A 20,478-nucleotide genomic window follows, 5' to 3' on the forward strand; every position below is an offset into this window, starting at 1 on the left:
CCAACATTTAAATTGTTGTTTTCATTGACTAAGTAAATCATGAATTGTCATTAAGACAACCCCTGTTTATAGTCATAATCACAAATACACTGTCATTTGGACAAATATCGTGATCTCGACCGACAGCCTGGCGCGCATCGCCCTCGACCTGCAACTCGGCATCTCCCATCAGGACCGCTTCCACCGCCTGATCCAGAGCGTGCGCAGCCTGCTGAACTCGGATGCCTCGGCTCTGCTGCGCTACGAGGGGGGCCAGTTCATCCCGCTGGCCATCGACGGCCTGATGCAGGACGTGCTGGGGCGCCGCTTCGCCCTCAAGGATCACCCGCGCATGGAGGCCATCGCCCGCGCCGGCGATGTGGTGCGCTTCCCCGCCGACAGCAGCCTGCCCGACCCCTATGACGGCCTGCTGCCGGATCACGACGACTTCAAGGTGCACGCCTGCGTCGGTCTGCCGCTGTTCTCGGATCAGGCGCTGATCGGCGCGCTGACCATAGACGGCATGAACCCGACCCAGTTCGACGCTATCAGCGACGAGGAGCTGCGGCTGGTGGGCGCCCTGGCCGCCGCCGCCCTCAACAACGCCCTGCTGCTGGAGCGGCTCGCCCGCCAGAGCAGCGAGCCGCTGGTCCCCGGCACCCGGCCCGGCCCTGAGCAGCCGGAGATGATCGGCCAGTCCCCCGCCATGGCCCGGCTACGCCACGAGATCGAGGTGGTCGCCAACTCGGAGCTGAACGTGCTGATCCTGGGGGAGACCGGGGTCGGCAAGGAGTTGATCGCCAAGGCGGTGCATCGCGGTTCCCCGCGTGCCAAGGCACCGCTGGTCTACCTCAACTGCGCCGCCCTGCCGGAATCGGTGGCCGAAAGCGAGCTGTTCGGTCACGTGAAGGGGGCCTTTACCGGCGCCATCCACAACCGGGCGGGCAAGTTCGAGCTGGCGGATCAGGGCACTTTGTTCCTCGACGAGATTGGCGAGCTCTCCCTGCCGCTGCAGGCCAAGCTGCTGCGGGTGCTGCAATACGGCGATCTGCAGCGCATCGGTGACGACACCCCGCTCAAGGTGAACGTGCGCATCCTGGCGGCCACCAACCGGGATCTGAAGCAGGCGGTGGTCGAGGGGCAATTCCGGGCCGACCTCTACCACCGGCTGAGCGTGTTCCCGATCCACGCCCCGGCGCTGCGCGAGCGCCCCGGCGACATTCCCCTGCTGGCCGGTTATTTTTGCGAACGCTGCCGGCTCAGCCTGGGGCTGGAGCGACTGCGTATCCAGCCACAAGCGCTGCAACTGCTCGAGCGCCACGACTGGCCCGGCAACGTGCGGGAACTCGAGCACGCCATCCACCGCGCCGCCGTGCTGGCGCGGGCCGAACAGGGTAGCCAGACCCCGGCCCTCGCCAGCCATCACTTCAACCTGGCGGCCGGCCCCCTGCCCCCCTCCACCAGCCCCGCCACGGCGCCGGTTGCCCCCTTGCCCGGCGGCCTCGGCCTGCGGGCCGCCACCGACGCCTTCCAGCTCACGCTGATCGAGCAGACCCTGGCCGCCCATGACGGTAACTGGGCAGCCACCGCCCGCGCGCTGGAGCTGGATGGCGGCAACCTGCACCGGCTCGCCAAGCGGCTCGGCCTCAAACCCTGACGCGCGCTGCTTGGCCCCATAAACAAAAACCCCCTCGTAACAGAGGGGGTTTTTCGGTTTGGCAACGGGTGCGGATTAACGCAGCGGTTTGACCGAGCGACGGATAATCAGCTCGGGCTGTACCGTCATCGATTCCACTTCCAGCTCCTTGTTGCGGATCCGGCTGACCAGATGCTTCACTGCCAGCTGGCCCAGTTCGGCCTTCGGGTGACGGATGGTGGTCAGCGGCGGGCTGGAAAAGCGCGCCATCTCCACATCGTCGTAGCCGATGATGGAGATATCGTCCGGCACCTTGACTCCGGCTTCCCAGGCAGCGCAAATCGCGCCGATCGCCATGGGGTCGTCGAAGGCAAAGACCGCGGTCGGACGAGGCTGCAGGGCCAGGATGCGCTGCATGGCATCGAAGCCGCTCTGGCTCTCGTAGTCCCCTTCAAAGATCTGGTCATCTTTGAGAGTCAGACCTTGCTCGCCCAGCGCATCACGAACCCCGTCCAATCGCTGCTGGGTGGTCGGCTTGGAGAGCTGGCCAGTGATACAGACGATGTCGCGGTGCCCCAGCTCCAGCAGATGGCGCACGGCCATGCGGGCGCCGATACGGGCGTTGTCGTTGATGACGTTGGCGAAATCGCACTCCGTGCCCCAATCCAGTACCACCTGCGGTACGTTCTTGTGGATGCGCAACATGTCGCGCAACGGGGTGTCGATATCGGTCCCCAATACCAGCAAGCCATCCACCCGTTTTTCCATCAACATTCTCAAGTAATGCTGTTGGCGAGGCGGCTGGTTTTCGGTGTTGCAGAGGATCAGGCTGTAGCCCTGTTCGAAGCAGTACGCTTCAACCCCTTGCACCACTTCTGCGAAGAAGGGGTTTACGCTGGTGGTGACCAGCATGCCAATGGTCTTGGTCGAATTTATTTTCAGACTGCGCGCTACCGAGTTGGGCGCGTAGTTGAGTTCTGCCACCGCCTCAATCACTTTCTGGGTCGCGTCTTCGCTGACCCGCCGAGTGTGGTTGAGCACATGTGAGACGGTGGAGATGGATACGCCTGCGCGCGAGGCGACATCCTTGATAGTGGCCATCTCTGTCTCCTGACTGTCAAAGGCGGAACATTAGCAGATTTCCCGAATAAAGGCTTGGTTTTAACGAGCTCTGCCACGGAATGGTCAATGCTGGCTAATCTAGGCGCTCATTTCTGTTTGCGCAAACAAATTGTGGTCAAAATGGGAGCAGCGTCAGAGTAAAATATCGCCAGATTAATCCTCTGCTGTTTGTCATAATTGCCTGGCGTTACCAAGATGTTAAGTCAAAAAATAAAAATTAAGCTCTGATTAACGTAAAATAACAGGTCATTTGTTTCAAAATTCACCCACCCAACCCCCTCTGGTTAGTATCTTTAACAGCTTGTTATTGCCCCGTGAGGAATGATAGAACCATACCTATAGCCGGATGCACGGGATGTAGATCCGGAATGGTACACGGACATGAAACAATCCACTGATTAAGGGACGAATCAATGCATAAGTTTAACAAAATCACAGTTGGCGCAGCGGTTTCTTTGGCTCTGTTTGGATCGATCTCCATCGCCCACGCGGCAGACACCATCAAGATCGGTATCGCGGGCCCGGTCACTGGCCCGGTCGCCCAATACGGCGACATGCAGTTCACCGGCGGCAAGATGGCAGTCGAGCAGATCAACAAGGCGGGCGGCATCAATGGCAAGCAGATCGAAGCAGTCGTCTATGACGACGCCTGCGACCCCAAGCAGGCGGTGGCCGTTGCGAACAAGGTGGTGAATGACGGCGTCAAGTTCGTGGTCGGTCACCTCTGCTCCGATAACACCCTGCCCGCCTCCGACATCTATGAAGACGAGGGGATCCTGATGATTACCCCCGCCTCCACCAACCCCAAGATCACCGAGCGCGGTTACCAGCTGACCCTGCGTACCATCGGTCTGGATAGCGATCAGGGCCCGACTGCCGCCAAATACATCATCGAACAGGTCAAACCCCAGCGCGTTGCCGTTATCCACGACAAGAAGCAGTACGGTGAAGGGATCGCCTCCAGCGTCAAAGCCTCGCTCGACAAAGCAGGCGTGAAAGTGGTGGCCTTTGAAGGGATCACCGCCGGTGACAAGGACTTCTCCGCCCTGATCGCCAAGCTGCAGAAAGAGAACGTCGATTTCGTCTACTACGGCGGCTATCACCCGGAGCTGGGTCTGATCCTGCGTCAGGCTGGCGAGAAAGGGCTGAAAGCCAAGTTCATGGGCCCGGAAGGGGTGGGTAACAAGGATATCTCCGCCATCGGTGGCCCGGCGTCTGAAGGCCTGCTGGTGACCCTGCCGAACAAATACGATCTGGTGCCGGCCAACGCCCCGCTGGTGGCCGCGTTCAAGGCCAAGGGTCAGGACTCCTCCGGCCCGTTCGTCTGGACTACCTATGCCGCGATGCAAACCCTGGTAGCCGGTATCGCCAAGGCGGGTGAAGATGACCCGGCCGCCGTGGCGGCCGCCATCAAGGCCGCGCCGATCGATACCGTGATGGGCCCCCTGACCTGGGCACCGAACGGTGACCTGAAAGGCTTCGAATTCGGTGTGTTCCAGTGGCACGCTGACGGCACCTCCAGCCAAGTCAAATAATCTGCCGATTGGGGGTGAGTACGCTCACCCCCTCCTCTTTTGCGGGCAAGTACAGGGAACGCAGTATGTCCGAACACCTCCTTTATCTGGTTCAGCAACTGCTGAACGGATTAACCATAGGCAGCACCTATGCGTTGATCGCCATCGGCTACACCATGGTCTATGGCATCATCGGTATGATCAACTTCGCCCACGGCGAGGTTTACATGATCGGCTCCTATGTCGCTTTCATGGTGATGGCGGGGCTCATGATGATGGGCATCGACAGCACCTTTCTACTGCTGGGGGGCGCCTTCCTGGTCAGTATCGTCATCACCGGCACCTATGGCTGGAGCATCGAACGGGTTGCCTACCGGCCGCTGCGCGGCGGCAACCGGCTGATCCCTCTCATCTCCGCCATCGGCATGTCGATCTTCTTGCAGAACATGATGCGGATGGCCCAGGGCTCGCGCGATATCGCCATGCCCAGCCTGATCTCCGGTGGCTGGACGCTGGGCGGTGAGGATGGTTTTCAGGCCAGCCTCTCCTATATGCAGCTGATCATCTTCGTGGTGACCTTCATCACCATGCTGGCGCTTACCCAGTTCATCAACCGCTCCCGCATGGGCCGCGCCTGTCGCGCCTGTTCGGAGGATATCAAGATGGCCAACCTGTTGGGGATCGACACCCATGTAGTCATCTCGATCACCTTCGTGCTGGGGGCCGCGCTGGCCGCCGTCGCCGGGGTGCTGCTCGGCATGTATTACGGCGTTATCAACCCCTACCTCGGCTTTATGGCCGGTCTGAAAGCCTTCACTGCCGCCGTGCTGGGCGGTATTGGCAGCATTCCGGGCGCCGTACTGGGTGGCCTGCTGCTGGGGGTGGTTGAAGCGCTCACCGCCGGTTATCTCAGCACCGAGTACAAGGATGTGATGGCGTTTGCCCTGCTCATTTTTGTGCTGCTCTTTATGCCCACTGGCATTCTGGGTCGTCCGGAAGTGGAGAAAGTGTAATGAGAAATCAATTTATCCACGCCTGTATCGCCAGCCTGGTGCTGCTGGTGCTCTCCTTCTGGCTGCTCGGCTTCAAGCTGGAGACCGACGGCTCCCGCCTGCTGGTGGTGAGCCGCCTCGATGTGTCGCTGGCCTGGCTGCTGGGCGGCGCCACCCTCGTATTCTGGTTCCAGATGCTGCGCGGCCAGATTGCCAAGCTGTTTCAAGCCTCCATCAGCGGCTTCTCGGTCGGCTTCACCAAGCTGGTGCTGCCGAGCCCGGAGGAGGCGCCCAAGCTCTATAACCTCACCGCCGTGCTGGTGCTGCTGTTCGCAGTGAGCTGGCCCTTTATGGCCTCTCGCGGCGCCATCGATCTCGCCACCCTCACCCTGATTTACATCATGTTGGGGCTGGGACTGAACGTGGTGGTCGGCCTCGCCGGTCTGCTCGATCTCGGCTATGTCGGCTTCTACGCAGTCGGTGCCTACAGCTATGCCCTGCTCAACACCTACTTCGGGCTGAGCTTCTGGGAGTGTCTGCCCATCGCCGGGCTGATGGCCGCTACCTTCGGCTTCCTGCTCGGGTTCCCGGTATTGCGGCTACGGGGGGACTATCTGGCCATCGTCACCCTCGGCTTTGGCGAGATCATCCGCATCCTGCTCAACAACATGACCACCCTGACCGGCGGCCCGAACGGCATATCTGGCATTCCCAAGCCGACGCTGGGGGGTCTGGAGTTCAACCGCACCGTCAAGGATGGGGGCTTTGATACTTTCCACAACTTCTTCGGCATCGCCTACAACGCCAACCACAAGGTGATCTTCCTCTACCTGATGGCGCTGGTACTGGTGGTGGCGACCCTGTTCGTGATCAACCGCCTGCTGCGGATGCCGCTGGGCCGCGCCTGGGAAGCGCTACGTGAGGACGAGATCGCCTGCAAATCGCTGGGGCTCAACCCCACCATCATCAAGCTGACCGCCTTCACCATAGGCGCCTGCTTCGCGGGCTTTGCCGGCAGCTTCTTCGCCTCGCGGCAGGGCTTTATCAGCCCGGAATCCTTCGTCTTTATCGAGTCGGCCATCGTGCTCGCCATCGTGGTGCTGGGGGGCATGGGCTCCCAGATCGGGGTGGTGCTGGCCGCTATCGTGATGACGGTGCTACCGGAGCTGGCCCGCGAGTTCAACGAGTACCGCATGCTGATGTTCGGCCTCTTGATGGTGTTCATGATGATCTGGCGGCCACAAGGATTGCTGCCGATGACCCGTCCGCATCTGGAGTTGAAGAAATGAGCAAGTTGTTGGAAGTCTCAAATTTGTCGATGCGTTTCGGTGGGTTACTGGCGGTCAACGGGGTCGAGCTGGATATCGAAAAAGGGGAAGTGATCTCCATCATCGGCCCCAACGGCGCGGGCAAGACCACCATCTTCAACTGCCTGACCGGCTTCTACAGCCCGAGCGGCGGCACCATCCGCTACAAGGGTGAGGAGATCCAGGGGCTGCCCGGCCACCTCATCGCCCGCAAGGGGATTGTGCGTACCTTCCAGCATGTGCGGCTGTTCAAGGAGATGACGGCGGTGGAGAACCTGCTGGTTGCCCAGCACCAGCACCTCAACACCAGCTTTATCGCCGGTCTGTTCAAGACCCCGGCCTTTCGCCGGGCGGAGCAAGAGGGGCTGGAGCGGGCCGCCTTCTGGCTGGAGAAGGTGGGGCTCACGGATCTTGCCAACCGCGCAGCCGGCAATCTGGCCTATGGTCAGCAGCGCCGCCTCGAGATCGCCCGCTGCATGGCAGCCCGCCCCGAGCTGTTGATGCTGGATGAACCGGCCGCCGGTCTGAACCCGAAGGAGACCGACGAACTGGATGAATTGATCACCTCTTTGCGGGACGAATTCGGCGTCTCTGTGCTGCTGATCGAGCACGACATGAAGCTGGTGATGGGCATCTCCAACCGCATCTTCGTGGTCAGCCAGGGCACCCCGCTGGCCCACGGCAAGCCGGATGAGATCCGCAACAATCCGGCAGTGATCAAGGCCTATCTGGGCGAGTCGTAAGGATAAAAAGATGTTAGAACTTCGCAACGTATCGACCCACTACGGCAAAATTCAGGCGCTGCACGATGTCAGCGTCGAGGTGAAAGAGGGGGAAATCGTCACCCTGATCGGTGCCAATGGCGCGGGCAAGACCACCCTGCTGATGACCCTCTGCGGTGAACCCAAACCCAGCAGCGGCTCCATCTGGTTTGAGGGGGAACAGATCAGCGCCCTCACCACCGCTCGCATCATGCGCAAGGATATCGCCGTGGTGCCGGAGGGGCGCCGCATTTTCGCCCGCCTGACGGTGGAGGAGAACCTGCTGATGGGCGCCTTCTTCGTCGACAAGGCCGAACAGCACGGACTGCTGGATCAGGTGTTCACCCTGTTCCCGCGCCTGCACGAACGGTTGGAACAGCGGGCCGGCACCATGTCCGGCGGCGAGCAACAGATGCTGGCCATCGGCCGCGCCCTGATGAGCAAACCGCGCCTGCTGCTGCTGGATGAACCCTCGCTGGGGCTGGCCCCCATCGTCATCCAGCAGATCTTCGACACCATAGAACAGTTGCGCCAGAAGGGGATGACCATCTTTCTGGTGGAGCAAAACGCCAACCAGGCGCTCAAGCTGGCTGACCGAGGCTATGTGCTGGAGAACGGCCACGTGGTGCTGCAAGACACAGGAGCCGCCCTGCTGGCCAACCCGGCGGTACGGCAGGCTTATCTGGGCGGTTAACCCACTGACCCGCATGCCATATCAACAAGGGAGCCGCTGGCTCCCTTATCTTTTGTGGGGTTAGTTTGCGCCCAAGCTTGCGGTACACTGGCCCGTAATCAACCTATTCGCAGGACATCCAGATGGACCAGTTTGCCCATATCAATGCCCATGATGCCCACCAGAAACTGAGCGCGGGTGAAGCCCGTCTGGTGGATATTCGCGACCCGCAATCCTTTGAAGCGGCCCACGCGGTCGGCGCCTTCCACCTCACCAACGGCACCCTGGTGCGCTTTATGAACGAAGTGGATTTCGATACCCCGGTCATCGTGATGTGCTATCACGGCAACAGCAGTCAAGGAGCGGCCCAATACCTGCTGCAACAGGGTTATGACGAGGTCTACAGCATGGATGGAGGCTTCGAGGCATGGCGCCGGGAATTTCCCATCGAGGCAGGCGAGGCATGATCCAGCTGCTGGTACTCGACAACGCCCGCATGGCGCAGGCGCTGGTGGACTATCTGGCGACCCTGGGCATCTCCTGCGAGCTGACCCAGTCCGAGCTGGGGGTCACCATCTGGCTGGCGGACGAGCAGCGCCTCGCCCAGGCCCAACTGGAGGTGAAGCGCTTTCTCACCGAGCCTGGCCACCCGCGCTACATGGAGGCCTCCTGGCAGTCCGGCCGCGCCGATGCCCGCATCGACTACAGCAAGGGGATGACGGATCCCATCACCGACTTCCTCCATCAGGCGGGGCCGCTGACGCTGGTGGTGATCATCGCCTGTCTCGCCATCTACGGCATCGATGCCATCGGCCTGCCCATCTACGATGAACTGGCATTCCACCCGACGCTGGCCCAGTTCACCGACTGGCAGGCGTGGCGCTATTTCACCCCCGCCCTGATCCACTTCTCGGTACTCCATCTGGTGTTCAACTTGCTCTGGTGGTGGTATCTCGGCGGTCAGATCGAGCAGCGCCTCGGCAGCGGCAAGCTGCTGATCCTGCTGCTGGTGGGCGCCGCCCTGCCCAATATCGCCGAGTTCTTCGCCAGCGGCCCGCTGTTTGGCGGCCTCTCCGGCGTGGTCTATGCCCTGCTCGGCTACTGCTGGCTGCGCAGCAAGCTGCAACCGGCCTGCGGTCTCACTCTGCCACCGGCGCTGATGGGCTTTATGCTGTTCTGGATGGTGCTCGGCTTCTTCGACATGCTCGGCACCAGCACCGCCAACATCGCCCACCTGACCGGCCTGCTGGTCGGCCTGCTGCAAGGCTGGCTGGATCGCAACCACCAGCCGGCCTGATTTTTCAGCTGCCGCAGAAACAACAACGCCGCCCCGAAGGGCGGCGTTTTTTTACAACCTGCGCCGTTACTGCTTGAGCAGGGAGCTGTCGGTCACTTGTACTGCCGTGCCACCGCTCATAAAGAAGCTGGCAAACTGAGTCTGCATCTCGGTGGTCACCAACGCGTTGCTGTCATTGCCGTCAGGAGCCAGCAGCGAGCTGTGACCACCGGCCACAAAGCGAGCCGCATGATGGCTGGCTGCGCCGGTTGCCGTGAGTGATTGCAGCGAAAGCACCTTGAACAGCGGCTCGGTGCCAGCCAGCGGCGCCGAGGCGATGCTGTTGGGGATAACCTGATCCGGCAAGCTGAGCGCACCATCGCCAACAATTTCGGTGGCGAACAGCGGGAAGCGCTTGGCGACGCCACTGCCCAGATTGATCGGGTCGGCAGAGTCCAGCACTGACTGGGCGGCAAAGGTATAGCTCTGCAAGGTGCTCGCCGCACCCGCTTGCGTGGCCGCATCCAGACTGGGCAGGAACTCGTTGACGAAGCAGGCTGCCTTGGTCGTTTTGCAGTTTGGCTCATAGGCGGTAAAGCCCGCCTTCAGCTCCGGACTGCCCGAGGTGAGCACGCTCATCTTGATGGTCGGCCCGAAGCTCGGCGAGTTGAGCAGCAACGGCGCTATGCCGCCACCCGGCATCGCCAGACCGCCGGTATCGAACTTGAACAGGGCATCAGCCAAGGCACTGCCGGTGGTCTGGTTGGCGACCGCCAGCAGATTGGCTCCGGCAATTGCCCCCAGCGAGTGGCCGAGGAAATGTACCTTCAGACCGGCGCCGCCCAGTTGACCACCCAGCCCCTTGGCATTAGCCAGACCGACGGCCAGTCGCAGTCCCAGCAGATCGGCCACGCTCTGTTTCAGGTTGTCCCGCGCCACCGTCAGATAGCCCAGATTCAGGTAGGGCGTCGGATTGTCGGAGGTGGTGACGGTCGCCATGCTGTTGCTCAAGGCATAGCCACGTTCGCCGTGCAGCGGATGATCGATCACCACCACAGCGACACTCTTGCTGGCAGTCGCGCCCGCGCCGATCTGGCCCAGCGCCAGTGCATAGGCGTTCTCCTTGATGGAGGTGACCCCGTGCTGATAGATGATCACATCGGTGACATTGGCCAATGGCCCGGCGGCAAAGATCCGCAGCGGTACCGATTGCACTTCGGTCAGGGCTGGCAGCGGATTGAAACGGCCGATATTGCGCTCGGCATCCAGCGGCTTGCCACCGGAGGTGAGGGTCACCCCGATCAGCTTGCTCGCCTCGGTCAGCAGTTCACTCTGACGGCTCGGGTCGGCGATCAGCTCACCCAGCAGCGCCGGATCCACGCCCGCCCCGACCAGTCCACCGATCACTTCGGTATCGCCCGCTTTCAATGCGTTGGCGATGGCATAGAGGCTGGGAATGGCACCGTGCCAGGATTGGGTCTTGGCCTTGTCCCATGAACCGGCTATCGCTGGAGTAGAGAGGAAGTAAGGGAGCTTGACGGTGCCGGTGTAAACCTTGGTCAGCTGGGCAACACCGTTAAGCGGTGTGCCAGTGCCAAAGGCGGCACTCAATGCATCTTTCTGATCCTGCGGCAGGAATGGCTCAGCAGCCAGCTGGGTCAGAAAATCCACCCCGCCATTAAGGCCACTGATGGTGTAGGTTGCCGGCAGGCTGGTGTTGCCCTTGGCGTCCTGTTTCCACAGCAATGCAGCGTCCAGGCTCGGGCTCTTCAACACGGAAGCGGCGGCACTCTTCACCGCCAGCAGCACATCGGCACCAGATTGGGTGGCAAACCAGTCGGAGAAGATCACCCGATCGCTGGTGATCCCGGTGGCCGCCTTGAACAGACTTTCCTGCAGCGAGATCAGACCGTTGATGGTCTGATCCTGCGTGGTTGCCGATTTGAAGTTGCTGTAATCGCCCCCCGCTTTGAGCGGTGTGCCGCGACTGTCCTTGAGGGAATCGGTCGCCACAATCAGGTAGTAAGAAGAGGGATTAAGCGGCTTGAGCGGAACCAGATTGAGTTTGCCGCCACTATCGCTCACCACAAAGTCGGTGCCATAGGTCAGAGGCTTGTTGTTCTTCACCCCGACAGGTCGCTGAGTCACCGGATCCAGCACCAGCTCCAGCAGATAGAGGGGCGCAACGGCAGAGGCATACTCGCTGGCCGCAGGGGCCGGCACAGAGACGCCGGTCACGGTCGCCGGTACCAGCTGGACAGGTTGCGTCGTAGACCAGCCATCCAGGGTGGAGAGGGCAGACACCGGGTTCGACAGATCCGCAGTCTCGGTCGAAAACTTCAGGGTGCCGTCACTGGCACGGGGGGCCAGCACGCTCGGGCGAATCCCGTTGGCGCCACTCAGGGCGTAGTCGAGAGAGCTGGTGGTGTCTCCCTTGTTGTCATCCCCACCACATCCGGCCAGCAGGGCGCTGAGCACGGCGGCATAAATTAGCTTCTTCTTCATTTTTTGTTCTCTTTATCGGTTGTTGTCCATCACAAGCCAACGAAGCATTCACCGCTTCGACCGCACAAAGTTAACATAAAATCAACAACCAAAGAGACTCATGTTGGTCATCTTCTGCTCAGGTTTGTGGCGAGAATCAAGGTTTTACGTAAACAAGGGCGCGCAAGGGTAACAACCGCGAAGGATAACCAGACCCGACCAGCCAGCGGGCACCATCACGACTAAAAAGCCGCTGCGATCTCGGCAAAGTGAGGGAATTGTCGGTAGAATGTCCGCCAACGTTTAAGGAGGACATCATGATCGACCCGAAGAAACTGGAAGAGATCGCCAAGCAGGTGCACAACTCCCTGCCGCCCGGCATTCGCAGCATGGGTGAAGAGGCCGAGAAGAAGATGCGTCAGGTACTGCAAGCCCAGCTGGGCAAGCTGGATCTGGTCAGCCGCGAAGAGTTCGACGTGCAGACCAAGGTGCTGCTGCGAACCCGTGAAAAACTGGCCGCCCTCGAAAGCAAGCTGGCTCAGCTCGAACAGCAGCTCGGCGCTAAAGGCGAATAATAGAAACCCCAGCTCGGCTGCAATGCTGATCAGATAAGCACTTTTTTGACTGATTATTCATAAATTAGATTTGAGTTGGGGGGGCAAGGCTGTGTCCAGTCGAGCTTCCTCCAGCCTTTATCCAGCGAGGCTTGCAATAGAAAGAGGGAGGCATCATGCCTCCCTCGCTTTTTCGTCCTGATACTACGTGGACTGGAACTCAAATTCTCTTAAGTGAACAGCATTGCAGCTCGGCTGGGGTTTTTGCTCTGTATTGAACCTCTAGAGGAGATCACACCTGCAACAGGTGCCAGGCCCGCTTGCCGCGCGCCTTGGCCTCGTACATGGCCCTGTCGGCCACCTCCAGCGCCTGCCGGAAGGTCAATGGCTCCTCATCCCACAGGGCGATGCCGATACTCAGCCCGACCCGTTGCGAGCAACCGGGTTTGGGCACATAACCGTGCATCCGGCTGATCAGCGCATCGGCCAGTTGTGCCAGGCCGTGGCTCGACACATCCCGGTGCAGATGCACCACAAACTCGTCGCCACCGTAGCGGCCGCACAGGGCCGATCCTGGCATGATGAGACGCAGCCAGCGCGCCATCTGCTGCAGCACCTGATCACCGCAGGCGTGGCCCAGCTGGTCGTTGATCCCCTTGAAATCATCCAGGTCGATAAAGAGCAGTGCCCCCGCCCCTTGCGGTTGCTGCTGGGCGAACGCCTTGCCAAATCCCTGCCGATTCAGCAAGCCGGTGAGCGCGTCGCTGTTGGCACGCTCGGCCAGTCGCTGTTCATAGGCCTTGCGCTGAGTGATATCAATATGGGCGCCCATGATCCGCAGTGGCTTGCCATTGCCATCCCGATCGACCACCCGGCCCCGATCCCACAGCCAGGTGATCTCCCCGTCCGGGCTGATGGTGCGGTATTCGGCTTCGTAGAAGGGGGTTTTTCCCTCAAGGTGGGCAAAGTAGCGGCCCATGGCATGGGCGCGATCGTCGGGATGGAGCTTGGCGCTCCACAGATCGAAATGGGGGGCCATGTCACCGGCCTGAAAGTTCTGCAGATTGAAGACCCGCAACTCGCCGGTGGGAATGGTGCCCTGCCAGAGACAGATGCCGGTGCCATCGAGGGCGGCATTGAGCTTCTCCTGCAACAGGCCATTTTCATGTTTCAGCACAGCGATTTCTGCCTGCAAACGGGCCACGTCACCGCCATGAAGGGATGGGTTCAGCGTTGCGACCCGCTCGACAGAGCCGGGCTCACCCCTGTCATCCTCCGCAGATGCCCTACCCTCTTCACTCAACACTGCGCCTCCTTGTGCTTGCGCTATGGGTACTCTTGTCACTCCCCCATAAAGATGCCACCAGCGACGCCCGATTAGTAGCCATTCATAGCCAAAAGATTGAAAAACCATGGGATAACGCCGCGATAATCCGCTCATTCGGCGCAATCCAGTGCAACGGCGGCCGCAAAAACAACAGCCCCCGGCAAAACCGGGGGCTGGGTCATCCAGACGGGGATCCCGTCAGATAAATTCGTAGGCGTCACCGAAGATGCGCTCCGGCTCGGCGCCGAGGATCTTGAACTCCTCCCGTGCCGCACCCGCCATCTCGAAGCGACCGGCGACATAGATGTCGTAGTCGTGGAGGCTGACGAAGTCATCCATGATCGCCTTGTGTACCAGCCCGCTCTTGCCGGTCCAGTCAGCCTCCGGCTCCTGCACCACCGGGATGAAGGTGAGCGGGGCGTAGTCGCGCTCCCACTGCTGCATCAGCTCCTGCTCGTAGAGCCAGTGCGCCTGACGCACGCCCCAGTAGAAGAACACCGGACGCTTGCTGCCCGTGTCGATCAGGTACTCCAGAATGGCGCGGGCATAAGAGAAACCGGTGCCACCCGCCATCAGGATCAGCGGACGGGGGGACTCATCGCGCAGGAACGCCTTGCCAGCCGGCAATTCGACCTCGATCTCCCCCTGCTCGCGCATGCGGGCCAGCACCTGACCGGCGTAGGCATTTTCGGGAGTGGCACCGATTTGCAGCTCCAGCACGCCCGGGCGGGTCGGCGAGTTGGCGATGGAGAAGGGACGCTTGTCCGAATCGCTCATCACCACCAGCAGATACTGGCCCGGCTTGAAACTGATCGCTTGCTGCGGCGTCAGGGCCACATGCCAGATGGTGTCGACATATTCGCGCAGTTCCTCTACGCGGCATTTGATACGTTGCATTCTTGTCCTTGTGGCGGGCTCGCTCGGCCCGCTTCGCTCATTGTTTCACTTTGGAGTGACGACCAGCCGCCCTGGCCCCGTCAGTCGAGAATACTCAAATCGGAGCGGATCGCATCACTTTTTGCAGCAAAACGGCCACCTCTGGCTCATCCGAGGATATTGAGTTCATCCCAGATGGCATCGACCTTCTGCTTCACCGCCTCGTCCTGAACGATGGGCTGACCCCACTCCCGGTTGGTCTCGCCCGGCCACTTGTTGGTGGCATCCAGCCCCATCTTGGAGCCGAGGCCGGAGACCGGCGAGGCGAAGTCCAGATAGTCGATCGGCGTATGCTCGATCAAGGTGGTATCCCGTGCCGGATCCATCCGGGTGGTGATGGCCCAAATCACATCCTTCCAGTCGCGGGCGTTGACGTCATCGTCACACACCACCACGAACTTGGTGTACATGAACTGGCGCAGAAAGGACCAGACCCCCAGCATCACCCGCTTGGCGTGGCCCGGGTAGCGCTTCTTGATGGTCACCACCGCCATCCGGTAGGAGCACCCCTCCGGCGGCAGATAGAAGTCCACAATCTCGGGGAACTGCTTCTGCAGCAACGGCACGAACACCTCGTTCAGCGCCAGCCCCAGCACCGCCGGTTCATCGGGCGGACGGCCGGTGTAGGTACTGTGGTAGATGGCATCGCGCCGCTTGGTGATGTGGGTGATGGTAAAGACCGGGAACTCGTCCACCTCGTTGTAGTACCCGGTGTGGTCGCCATAGGGCCCTTCCGGCGCCAGCTCACCCGGCTCCAGATAGCCTTCCAGCACGATCTCGGCGCTGGCGGGCACCTCCAGATCGCAGCTGATGGCCTTGATCACCTCGGTGCGGCTGCCGCGCAACAGACCGGCAAAGGCATATTCGGAGAGGGTATCCGGCACCGGTGTCACCGCGCCGAGAATGGTCGCCGGATCGGCGCCGAGCGCCACCACCACCGGGAATCGCTCACCGGGATGGGCCTCCTGCCACTCGCGAAAATCGATGGCACCGCCACGATGATCGAGCCAGCGCATGATCAGCTTGTTTTTGGCGATCTTCTGCTGGCGATAGATGCCGAGGTTCTGCCGTTTCTTGTAGGGGCCACGGGTGATGGTGAGGCCCCAGGTGACCAGCGGCGCCACATCGCCGGGCCAGCAGTGCTGGATCGGGATCTGGTCGAGATCGACCGCATCTCCCTCCTGCACCACCTGCTGGCAGGGGGCGGAAGAGAGGCGCTTGGTCGGCATGTTGAGCACCTGCTTGAAGATCGGCAGCTTCTCCATCAGCTCCTTGAACCCCTTGGGTGGCTCGGGCTCCTTCAGATAGGAGAGCCAGACCCCGACCTGACGCAGGGCCCCCACATCGGGCTGCCCCATGCCCATGGCAACCCGATCCGGGGTACCGAACAGGTTGGTCAGCACCGGCATGGTGTAGCCTTTGGGATTTTCGAACAGCAGAGCCGGGCCGCCCGCACGCAGGGTGCGATCGCTGATCTCGGTCATCTCCAGATAGGGATCTATCTCGCGGGTGATGCGCTTGAGTTGTCCGTTTTGTTCCAGCTGCGCGATGAAATCACGCAAATCCTTGTATTTCATGCAAGTTCCCAACCGGGTTCAGGAGGTCAGGCATTATAACTCTGGCTGCCCATCGGGTGTACCCGAATCGGGCAGCAGACTCGGTGCAATGGGTCGCGTGTCACGCTGGCCGAGCCGTCTGGCCAGCGCAGAGAGCAGTTGGGGCTCGTCCACCTCCATCAACAGACCGGCCACCAGCGCCCCGTATTGGCGGTTGGAGAGTTCCGCCAGCAGGTATTTCTGGGCCTGTGGCGGCAGGGGCGAGAGCGCGCTCAGCTGACGTAGCGCAGCCCCCTTCAACCCCTCGTTGCCACTGGCGGCAATCAGCAGGGAGCTGGCGGCAGTGCCGTGATGGAAGCGGTTGATGGTGGAGAGTGCCCGCAGCGCATCCTGATCTGCCGGCCGCCGCCACAACATGCCATAGAGCGCCGGTTCGCCAGTGCGTTGCAACAGGTGGAGCAACAGGTGGTTATCGGGCAGATAGATATTCTGACTGGCCAGCGCTTGCGCCTCCCGCATCCAGATCGGTTGCGGCAAGGCGTCGAGGGCCAGCAACAGGGCTTGCTGCTGCATGGCGAGATTGGGGTTACTGCTGTAATAGAGGGACTTGAGCTGGAAGTTGCCTTGGGCAAGCTGTTGCCGATAGCGCAGCACCAGTGACTGCAGTTGCCACTCCCCCAGCAACTGACGGGCGCGCGCAGCAAAATCATAGACAGGTTGCTGCACCAGAAAACCATCGACCTGCTGCTCCATGAGCCACTCGGGGGCCTTGTCGGCCTGTGCCTCGACCCACTGTTGCAACGCGGGAGACGCAGGCGCGGCAACCGGAATCGCCCGCAGCAGTTGCAACAGCAGGAGCTCCCGCTGCTCACGACTGAGGGTCGCCAACAGAGAGTCGATGGCGGCAAATTGCCCCTGCCGTAGACGGCTCGCCAGATAGTGCTGGTGCGTCTGCAGCGTCTCGGCTGTCACTGCGGGCGGTGCGCTCTGCGCATAGGCTGGCATTGCGCTCAGCAACCCCAACAAGAACCAGAGAACAGAATTCATGACGTCTCCATCCATGTGACATCGGGATCTCATACTACTAGGGCGACCGGAAAACAGATAAACAAAAACCGCGACCTGGGCCGCGGTTTCGTCATTTTGTGACCGGACTTACTTCTGCTGGCGCCGCATGGCGTCGAAGAACTCGTCGTTGGTCTTGGTCATCGCCAGCTTGTCGATGAGGAACTCGATGCCATCGATCTCGCCCATCGGGTGGACAATCTTGCGCAGGATCCACATCTTCTGCAGCTCGTCGCCGGTGGTCAGCAACTCTTCCTTACGGGTGCCGGAGCGGGTAATGTCGATGGCCGGATAGACGCGCTTCTCGGCAATCTTGCGCGAGAGGTGCAGCTCCATGTTGCCGGTACCCTTGAACTCTTCGTAGATAACCTCGTCCATCTTGGAACCGGTATCGATCAGCGCGGTGGCGATGATGGTCAGGCTGCCGCCCTCCTCAACATTACGCGCGGCGCCGAAGAAGCGCTTGGGACGGTGCAGGGCATTGGCGTCCACACCACCGGTCAGGACCTTGCCGGATGACGGGATGACGGTGTTGTAGGCACGGGCCAGACGGGTGATGGAGTCCAGCAGGATCACCACGTCTTTCTTGTGCTCGACCAGGCGCTTGGCCTTCTCGATCACCATTTCGGCGACCTGAACGTGACGGGAAGCCGGCTCGTCGAAGGTGGAAGCGATCACTTCACCTTTCACCATGCGTTGCATCTCGGTCACTTCTTCCGGACGCTCGTCGATCAGCAGCACGATCAGTTCACAGTCCGGGTGGTTGTAGGCGATGCTCTGGGCGATGTTCTGCAGCAGCATGGTCTTACCGGCCTTGGGCGGCGCCACGATCAGGCCACGCTGGCCTTTACCGATGGGGGAAGCCAGGTCCAGTACACGGGCGGTGATATCTTCGGTAGAGCCGTTACCCCGTTCCATACGCAGACGTTCGTTGGCATGCAGTGGGGTAAGGTTTTCAAACAGGATCTTGTTGCGGGAGTTTTCCGGGCGGTCGTAATTGACCTCGTTGACCTTGAGCAGCGCGAAGTAGCGTTCGCCCTCTTTCGGTGGCCGGATCTTGCCGGAGATGGTATCGCCGGTGCGCAGGTTGAAGCGGCGGATCTGGCTCGGGGAGACGTAGATATCGTCCGGGCCTGCCAGATAGGAGCCGTCTGCACTGCGCAGGAAGCCGAAACCATCGGTCAGGATTTCCAGCACACCGTCGCCAAAGATATCTTCACCACCCTTGGCGTGTGCCTTGAGGATGGCAAAAATAATATCTTTCTTGTGCGCCCGAGCCAGATTTTCCAACCCCATGGATTCGCCAAGCTTGACCAGCTCGGACACAGGAGTGTTCTTTAATTCAGTCAGATTCATAGTGGTGAAAGTCTGTAAGCAAGGATTGAAATGAGGAGACAGTCTGCTGGATTGATGCTGATCGGATTTGATTGCCAGGCTGTGGTTAGCAAAGAGTCAGGCAAAAAGGTTAGCAAACGAGCGATAAACTAGCACCAATCGGGATGAGCGTCTAGGTGATAAAACACAAGGAGCGCATTATTGCAATGCGCTCCTCTTTGATTATTACAGGTTGCCGTCCAGGAACTCTTTCAGCTGAGTCTTGGACAGTGCACCGACCTTGGTCGCTGCCACTTCGCCATTCTTGAACAGCAAGAGGGTCGGGATACCACGAATGCCGTACTTGGGCGGAGTATCAGAGTTATGGTCGATGTTCAGTTTGGCTACGGTTACGCGACCTTCGTACTCTTGGGCAACTTCTTCCAGGATCGGGGCAATCATCTTGCACGGACCACACCACTCGGCCCAGAAGTCGACCAGAACGGCGCCATCGGCTTTGATTACATCTGCCTCGAAGCTGGCATCGCTCAGCTGAACAATCTTGTCACTCATCTCCAACTCCAGTCAGTAATTAAGGCTTTATTGACATATCAACAAAGGCAATAGTTGCCCTATTTGAAATGATCCTGTTTATTATTGCAAGCCTAACCTGATAACCTACCGCCATGAGCAAAACACACTTAACGACCGACAAATTCGCCCAAATGGGCCTCGAACCCGAAGTTCTGGCTGGTCTGGAATCAAAGGGATTTCACTATTGCACGCCCATCCAGGCACTGTCTCTGCCACTGCTGGTAGAAGGTCATGACCTCGCCGGTCAGGCCCAGACCGGAACCGGCAAGACCATTGCCTTCCTGGCCGCGACATTCAACTATCTACTGACTCACCCGCTGACCAAGCCCCGTCTGGTTAACCAACCCAGAGCCATCATCATGGCGCCCACCCGGGAACTGGCAGTACAGATCTATAACGATGCCGACAGCATCGCTGCTTCTACCGGCCTGAAACTCGGCCTCGCCTACGGTGGCGAAGGTTACGACAAGCAGTTGGCCGTGCTGGAGCAGGGCGTCGACATCCTGATCGGCACCACCGGCCGCATCATCGACTACTTCAAGTCCAAGGTGATCGATCTGAGCAACATTCAGGTCGTGGTACTGGACGAAGCAGATCGCATGTTCGATCTGGGCTTCATCAAGGACATCCGCTTCCTGTTCCGCCGCATGCCTGCCCCGACCGAGCGTCTTAGCATGCTGTTCTCCGCCACCCTCTCCCTGCGGGTGCAGGAGCTGGCCTACGAACACATGAACCACCCGGAACATGTGCAAGTCGAGCCGGAGCAGATGACCGGCGTGCGGATCAAGGAGGAGCTGTTCTACCCCTCCAATGAAGACAAGATGTTGCTGCTGCTCTCCCTGATGGAAGAGGAGTGGCCGGAGAAAGCCATCGTCTTCGCCAACACCAAGCATGTCTGCGAAGATGTCCATGCCTGGCTGGAAAACGACGGCCACCGCGTTGGTCTGCTGACCGGTGACGTGCCGCAGAAGAAGCGGATGAAGATCCTCGAGGATTTCACCAAGGGGGCGCTCGATATTCTGGTCGCCACCGACGTGGCCGCCCGTGGTCTACACATCCCTGACGTGACCCACGTCTTCAACTATGACCTGCCCGACGATGCCGAAGACTATGTACACCGTATCGGTCGTACCGGTCGTGCCGGCAAGAGCGGTCACTCCATCAGCCTGGCCTGTGAAGACTATGCCTTCAACCTGCCGGCCATCGAGGAGTACATCCACCACGCCATTCCGGTCAGCAAGTACGACCGCGAAGCGCTGCTGGATGACGTGACTGCGCCGAAACGGGTGTTCCGCAACCGTCAGCCGGTGAACCGCAACATGCGGGATCGCCAGGGCGGTGGCAACAGCAACAACCGTCGTCGTCCACCGCGCAAGAGCTAAGGACAG

The 20,478-nt window shown here is 60.4% G+C and carries 18 protein-coding genes; 10 read left to right on the forward strand and 8 right to left on the reverse strand.

Annotated features, from left to right (window positions below; translation table 11 throughout):
- The first annotated feature begins 109 nt into the window (after positions 1–109).
- Positions 110–1,636, forward strand: coding sequence for a nitric oxide reductase transcriptional regulator NorR (gene norR, locus NMD14_19335; GenBank protein ID XEI32802.1), 1,527 nt, complete (start codon positions 110–112; stop codon positions 1,634–1,636).
- 75 nt (positions 1,637–1,711) lie between these two features.
- On the opposite strand, the gene NMD14_19340 is transcribed toward norR, so the two are convergent.
- A complete protein-coding gene (locus tag NMD14_19340) occupies positions 1,712–2,716 on the reverse strand; it encodes a substrate-binding domain-containing protein (GenBank protein XEI32803.1) in 1,005 nt (334 codons plus the stop codon).
- Between the two features lie 434 nt (positions 2,717–3,150).
- Here NMD14_19340 and NMD14_19345 point away from each other — a divergent pair, with 434 nt between their 5' ends.
- The 7 genes from NMD14_19345 to glpG all read left to right on the forward strand — a co-directional run bounded on the left by NMD14_19345 (position 3,151) and on the right by glpG (position 9,281).
- On the forward strand, positions 3,151–4,272 hold the full coding sequence (locus NMD14_19345) for a branched-chain amino acid ABC transporter substrate-binding protein (protein ID XEI32804.1): 1,122 nt from the start codon (positions 3,151–3,153) through the stop codon (positions 4,270–4,272).
- A gap of 65 nt (positions 4,273–4,337) precedes the next feature.
- Entirely contained in the window at positions 4,338–5,264 is a 927-nt protein-coding gene (gene livH / locus NMD14_19350; GenBank protein XEI32805.1) for a high-affinity branched-chain amino acid ABC transporter permease LivH, read from the forward strand.
- Positions 5,264–6,532 (forward strand): high-affinity branched-chain amino acid ABC transporter permease LivM, encoded by a 1,269-nt coding sequence (locus tag NMD14_19355; protein ID XEI32806.1) that lies wholly within the window; start codon positions 5,264–5,266, stop codon positions 6,530–6,532. Before livH ends, NMD14_19355 begins: the two co-directional genes overlap by 1 nt.
- On the forward strand, positions 6,529–7,293 hold the full coding sequence (gene livG, locus NMD14_19360) for a high-affinity branched-chain amino acid ABC transporter ATP-binding protein LivG (GenBank protein ID XEI32807.1): 765 nt from the start codon (positions 6,529–6,531) through the stop codon (positions 7,291–7,293). The genes NMD14_19355 and livG overlap by 4 nt, the downstream gene beginning before the upstream one ends.
- 10 nt (positions 7,294–7,303) lie before the next feature.
- Positions 7,304–8,005, forward strand: a complete 702-nt coding sequence (locus tag NMD14_19365; GenBank protein XEI32808.1) for an ATP-binding cassette domain-containing protein — start codon at positions 7,304–7,306, stop codon at positions 8,003–8,005.
- 122 nt (positions 8,006–8,127) lie between these two features.
- On the forward strand, positions 8,128–8,451 hold the full coding sequence (gene glpE, locus NMD14_19370) for a thiosulfate sulfurtransferase GlpE (protein ID XEI32809.1): 324 nt from the start codon (positions 8,128–8,130) through the stop codon (positions 8,449–8,451).
- Entirely contained in the window at positions 8,448–9,281 is an 834-nt protein-coding gene (glpG, locus tag NMD14_19375) for a rhomboid family intramembrane serine protease GlpG (GenBank protein XEI32810.1), read from the forward strand. The genes glpE and glpG overlap by 4 nt, the downstream gene beginning before the upstream one ends.
- A gap of 66 nt (positions 9,282–9,347) precedes the next feature.
- On the opposite strand, the gene NMD14_19380 is transcribed toward glpG, so the two are convergent.
- On the reverse strand, positions 9,348–11,765 hold the full coding sequence (locus tag NMD14_19380; GenBank protein XEI32811.1) for a lipase: 2,418 nt from the start codon (positions 11,763–11,765) through the stop codon (positions 9,348–9,350).
- Between the two features lie 296 nt (positions 11,766–12,061).
- On the opposite strand from NMD14_19380, the gene NMD14_19385 reads away from it, so the two are divergent.
- On the forward strand, positions 12,062–12,319 hold the full coding sequence (locus NMD14_19385) for an accessory factor UbiK family protein (GenBank protein ID XEI32812.1): 258 nt from the start codon (positions 12,062–12,064) through the stop codon (positions 12,317–12,319).
- 271 nt (positions 12,320–12,590) lie between these two features.
- On the opposite strand, the gene NMD14_19390 is transcribed toward NMD14_19385, so the two are convergent.
- The 6 genes from NMD14_19390 to trxA form a co-directional block, all read right to left on the reverse strand.
- Positions 12,591–13,604 (reverse strand): sensor domain-containing diguanylate cyclase, encoded by a 1,014-nt coding sequence (locus NMD14_19390; GenBank protein ID XEI32813.1) that lies wholly within the window; start codon positions 13,602–13,604, stop codon positions 12,591–12,593.
- 219 nt (positions 13,605–13,823) lie between these two features.
- On the reverse strand, positions 13,824–14,522 hold the full coding sequence (gene fre, locus NMD14_19395; GenBank protein ID XEI32814.1) for an NAD(P)H-flavin reductase: 699 nt from the start codon (positions 14,520–14,522) through the stop codon (positions 13,824–13,826).
- Positions 14,523–14,668: 146 nt separating this feature from the next.
- Positions 14,669–16,138 (reverse strand): 4-hydroxy-3-polyprenylbenzoate decarboxylase, encoded by a 1,470-nt coding sequence (gene ubiD / locus NMD14_19400; protein ID XEI32815.1) that lies wholly within the window; start codon positions 16,136–16,138, stop codon positions 14,669–14,671.
- Between the two features lie 33 nt (positions 16,139–16,171).
- Positions 16,172–17,164 (reverse strand): hypothetical protein, encoded by a 993-nt coding sequence (locus tag NMD14_19405; GenBank protein ID XEI32816.1) that lies wholly within the window; start codon positions 17,162–17,164, stop codon positions 16,172–16,174.
- A 108-nt stretch (positions 17,165–17,272) separates the two neighbouring features.
- Entirely contained in the window at positions 17,273–18,538 is a 1,266-nt protein-coding gene (rho, locus tag NMD14_19410) for a transcription termination factor Rho (GenBank protein ID XEI32817.1), read from the reverse strand.
- Positions 18,539–18,742: 204 nt separating this feature from the next.
- Positions 18,743–19,069: a thioredoxin TrxA gene (gene trxA, locus NMD14_19415; protein XEI32818.1), complete on the reverse strand. Its 327-nt coding sequence runs from the start codon at positions 19,067–19,069 to the stop codon at positions 18,743–18,745.
- 113 nt (positions 19,070–19,182) lie between these two features.
- Between trxA and rhlB the strand changes: the two genes are divergently transcribed.
- Complete coding sequence (gene rhlB, locus NMD14_19420) at positions 19,183–20,472, forward strand: ATP-dependent RNA helicase RhlB (GenBank protein XEI32819.1); 1,290 nt, start codon at positions 19,183–19,185, stop codon at positions 20,470–20,472.
- Positions 20,473–20,478 lie beyond the last annotated feature (6 nt).

This window comes from Aeromonas veronii, assembly GCA_041319085.1.
Classification (GTDB): domain Bacteria; phylum Pseudomonadota; class Gammaproteobacteria; order Enterobacterales; family Aeromonadaceae; genus Aeromonas; species Aeromonas veronii_F.

Excerpts from the sequence above, each read along its gene's own strand:
- NMD14_19405 (XEI32816.1), bottom strand. The coding sequence starts at position 17,164 with ATGAATTCTGTTCTCTGGTTCTTGTTGGGGTTGCTGAGCGCAATGCCA.
- NMD14_19340 (XEI32803.1), bottom strand. The coding sequence starts at position 2,716 with ATGGCCACTATCAAGGATGTCGCCTCGCGCGCAGGCGTATCCATCTCC.
- NMD14_19365 (XEI32808.1), top strand. The coding sequence starts at position 7,304 with ATGTTAGAACTTCGCAACGTATCGACCCACTACGGCAAAATTCAGGCG.
- NMD14_19385 (XEI32812.1), top strand. The coding sequence starts at position 12,062 with ATGATCGACCCGAAGAAACTGGAAGAGATCGCCAAGCAGGTGCACAAC.
- trxA (XEI32818.1), bottom strand. The coding sequence starts at position 19,069 with ATGAGTGACAAGATTGTTCAGCTGAGCGATGCCAGCTTCGAGGCAGAT.
- livG (XEI32807.1), top strand. The coding sequence starts at position 6,529 with ATGAGCAAGTTGTTGGAAGTCTCAAATTTGTCGATGCGTTTCGGTGGG.
- NMD14_19380 (XEI32811.1), bottom strand. The coding sequence starts at position 11,765 with ATGAAGAAGAAGCTAATTTATGCCGCCGTGCTCAGCGCCCTGCTGGCC.
- livH (XEI32805.1), top strand. The coding sequence starts at position 4,338 with ATGTCCGAACACCTCCTTTATCTGGTTCAGCAACTGCTGAACGGATTA.
- ubiD (XEI32815.1), bottom strand. The coding sequence starts at position 16,138 with ATGAAATACAAGGATTTGCGTGATTTCATCGCGCAGCTGGAACAAAAC.
- glpE (XEI32809.1), top strand. The coding sequence starts at position 8,128 with ATGGACCAGTTTGCCCATATCAATGCCCATGATGCCCACCAGAAACTG.
- NMD14_19345 (XEI32804.1), top strand. The coding sequence starts at position 3,151 with ATGCATAAGTTTAACAAAATCACAGTTGGCGCAGCGGTTTCTTTGGCT.
- rho (XEI32817.1), bottom strand. The coding sequence starts at position 18,538 with ATGAATCTGACTGAATTAAAGAACACTCCTGTGTCCGAGCTGGTCAAG.
- glpG (XEI32810.1), top strand. The coding sequence starts at position 8,448 with ATGATCCAGCTGCTGGTACTCGACAACGCCCGCATGGCGCAGGCGCTG.
- NMD14_19355 (XEI32806.1), top strand. The coding sequence starts at position 5,264 with ATGAGAAATCAATTTATCCACGCCTGTATCGCCAGCCTGGTGCTGCTG.
- rhlB (XEI32819.1), top strand. The coding sequence starts at position 19,183 with ATGAGCAAAACACACTTAACGACCGACAAATTCGCCCAAATGGGCCTC.
- fre (XEI32814.1), bottom strand. The coding sequence starts at position 14,522 with ATGCAACGTATCAAATGCCGCGTAGAGGAACTGCGCGAATATGTCGAC.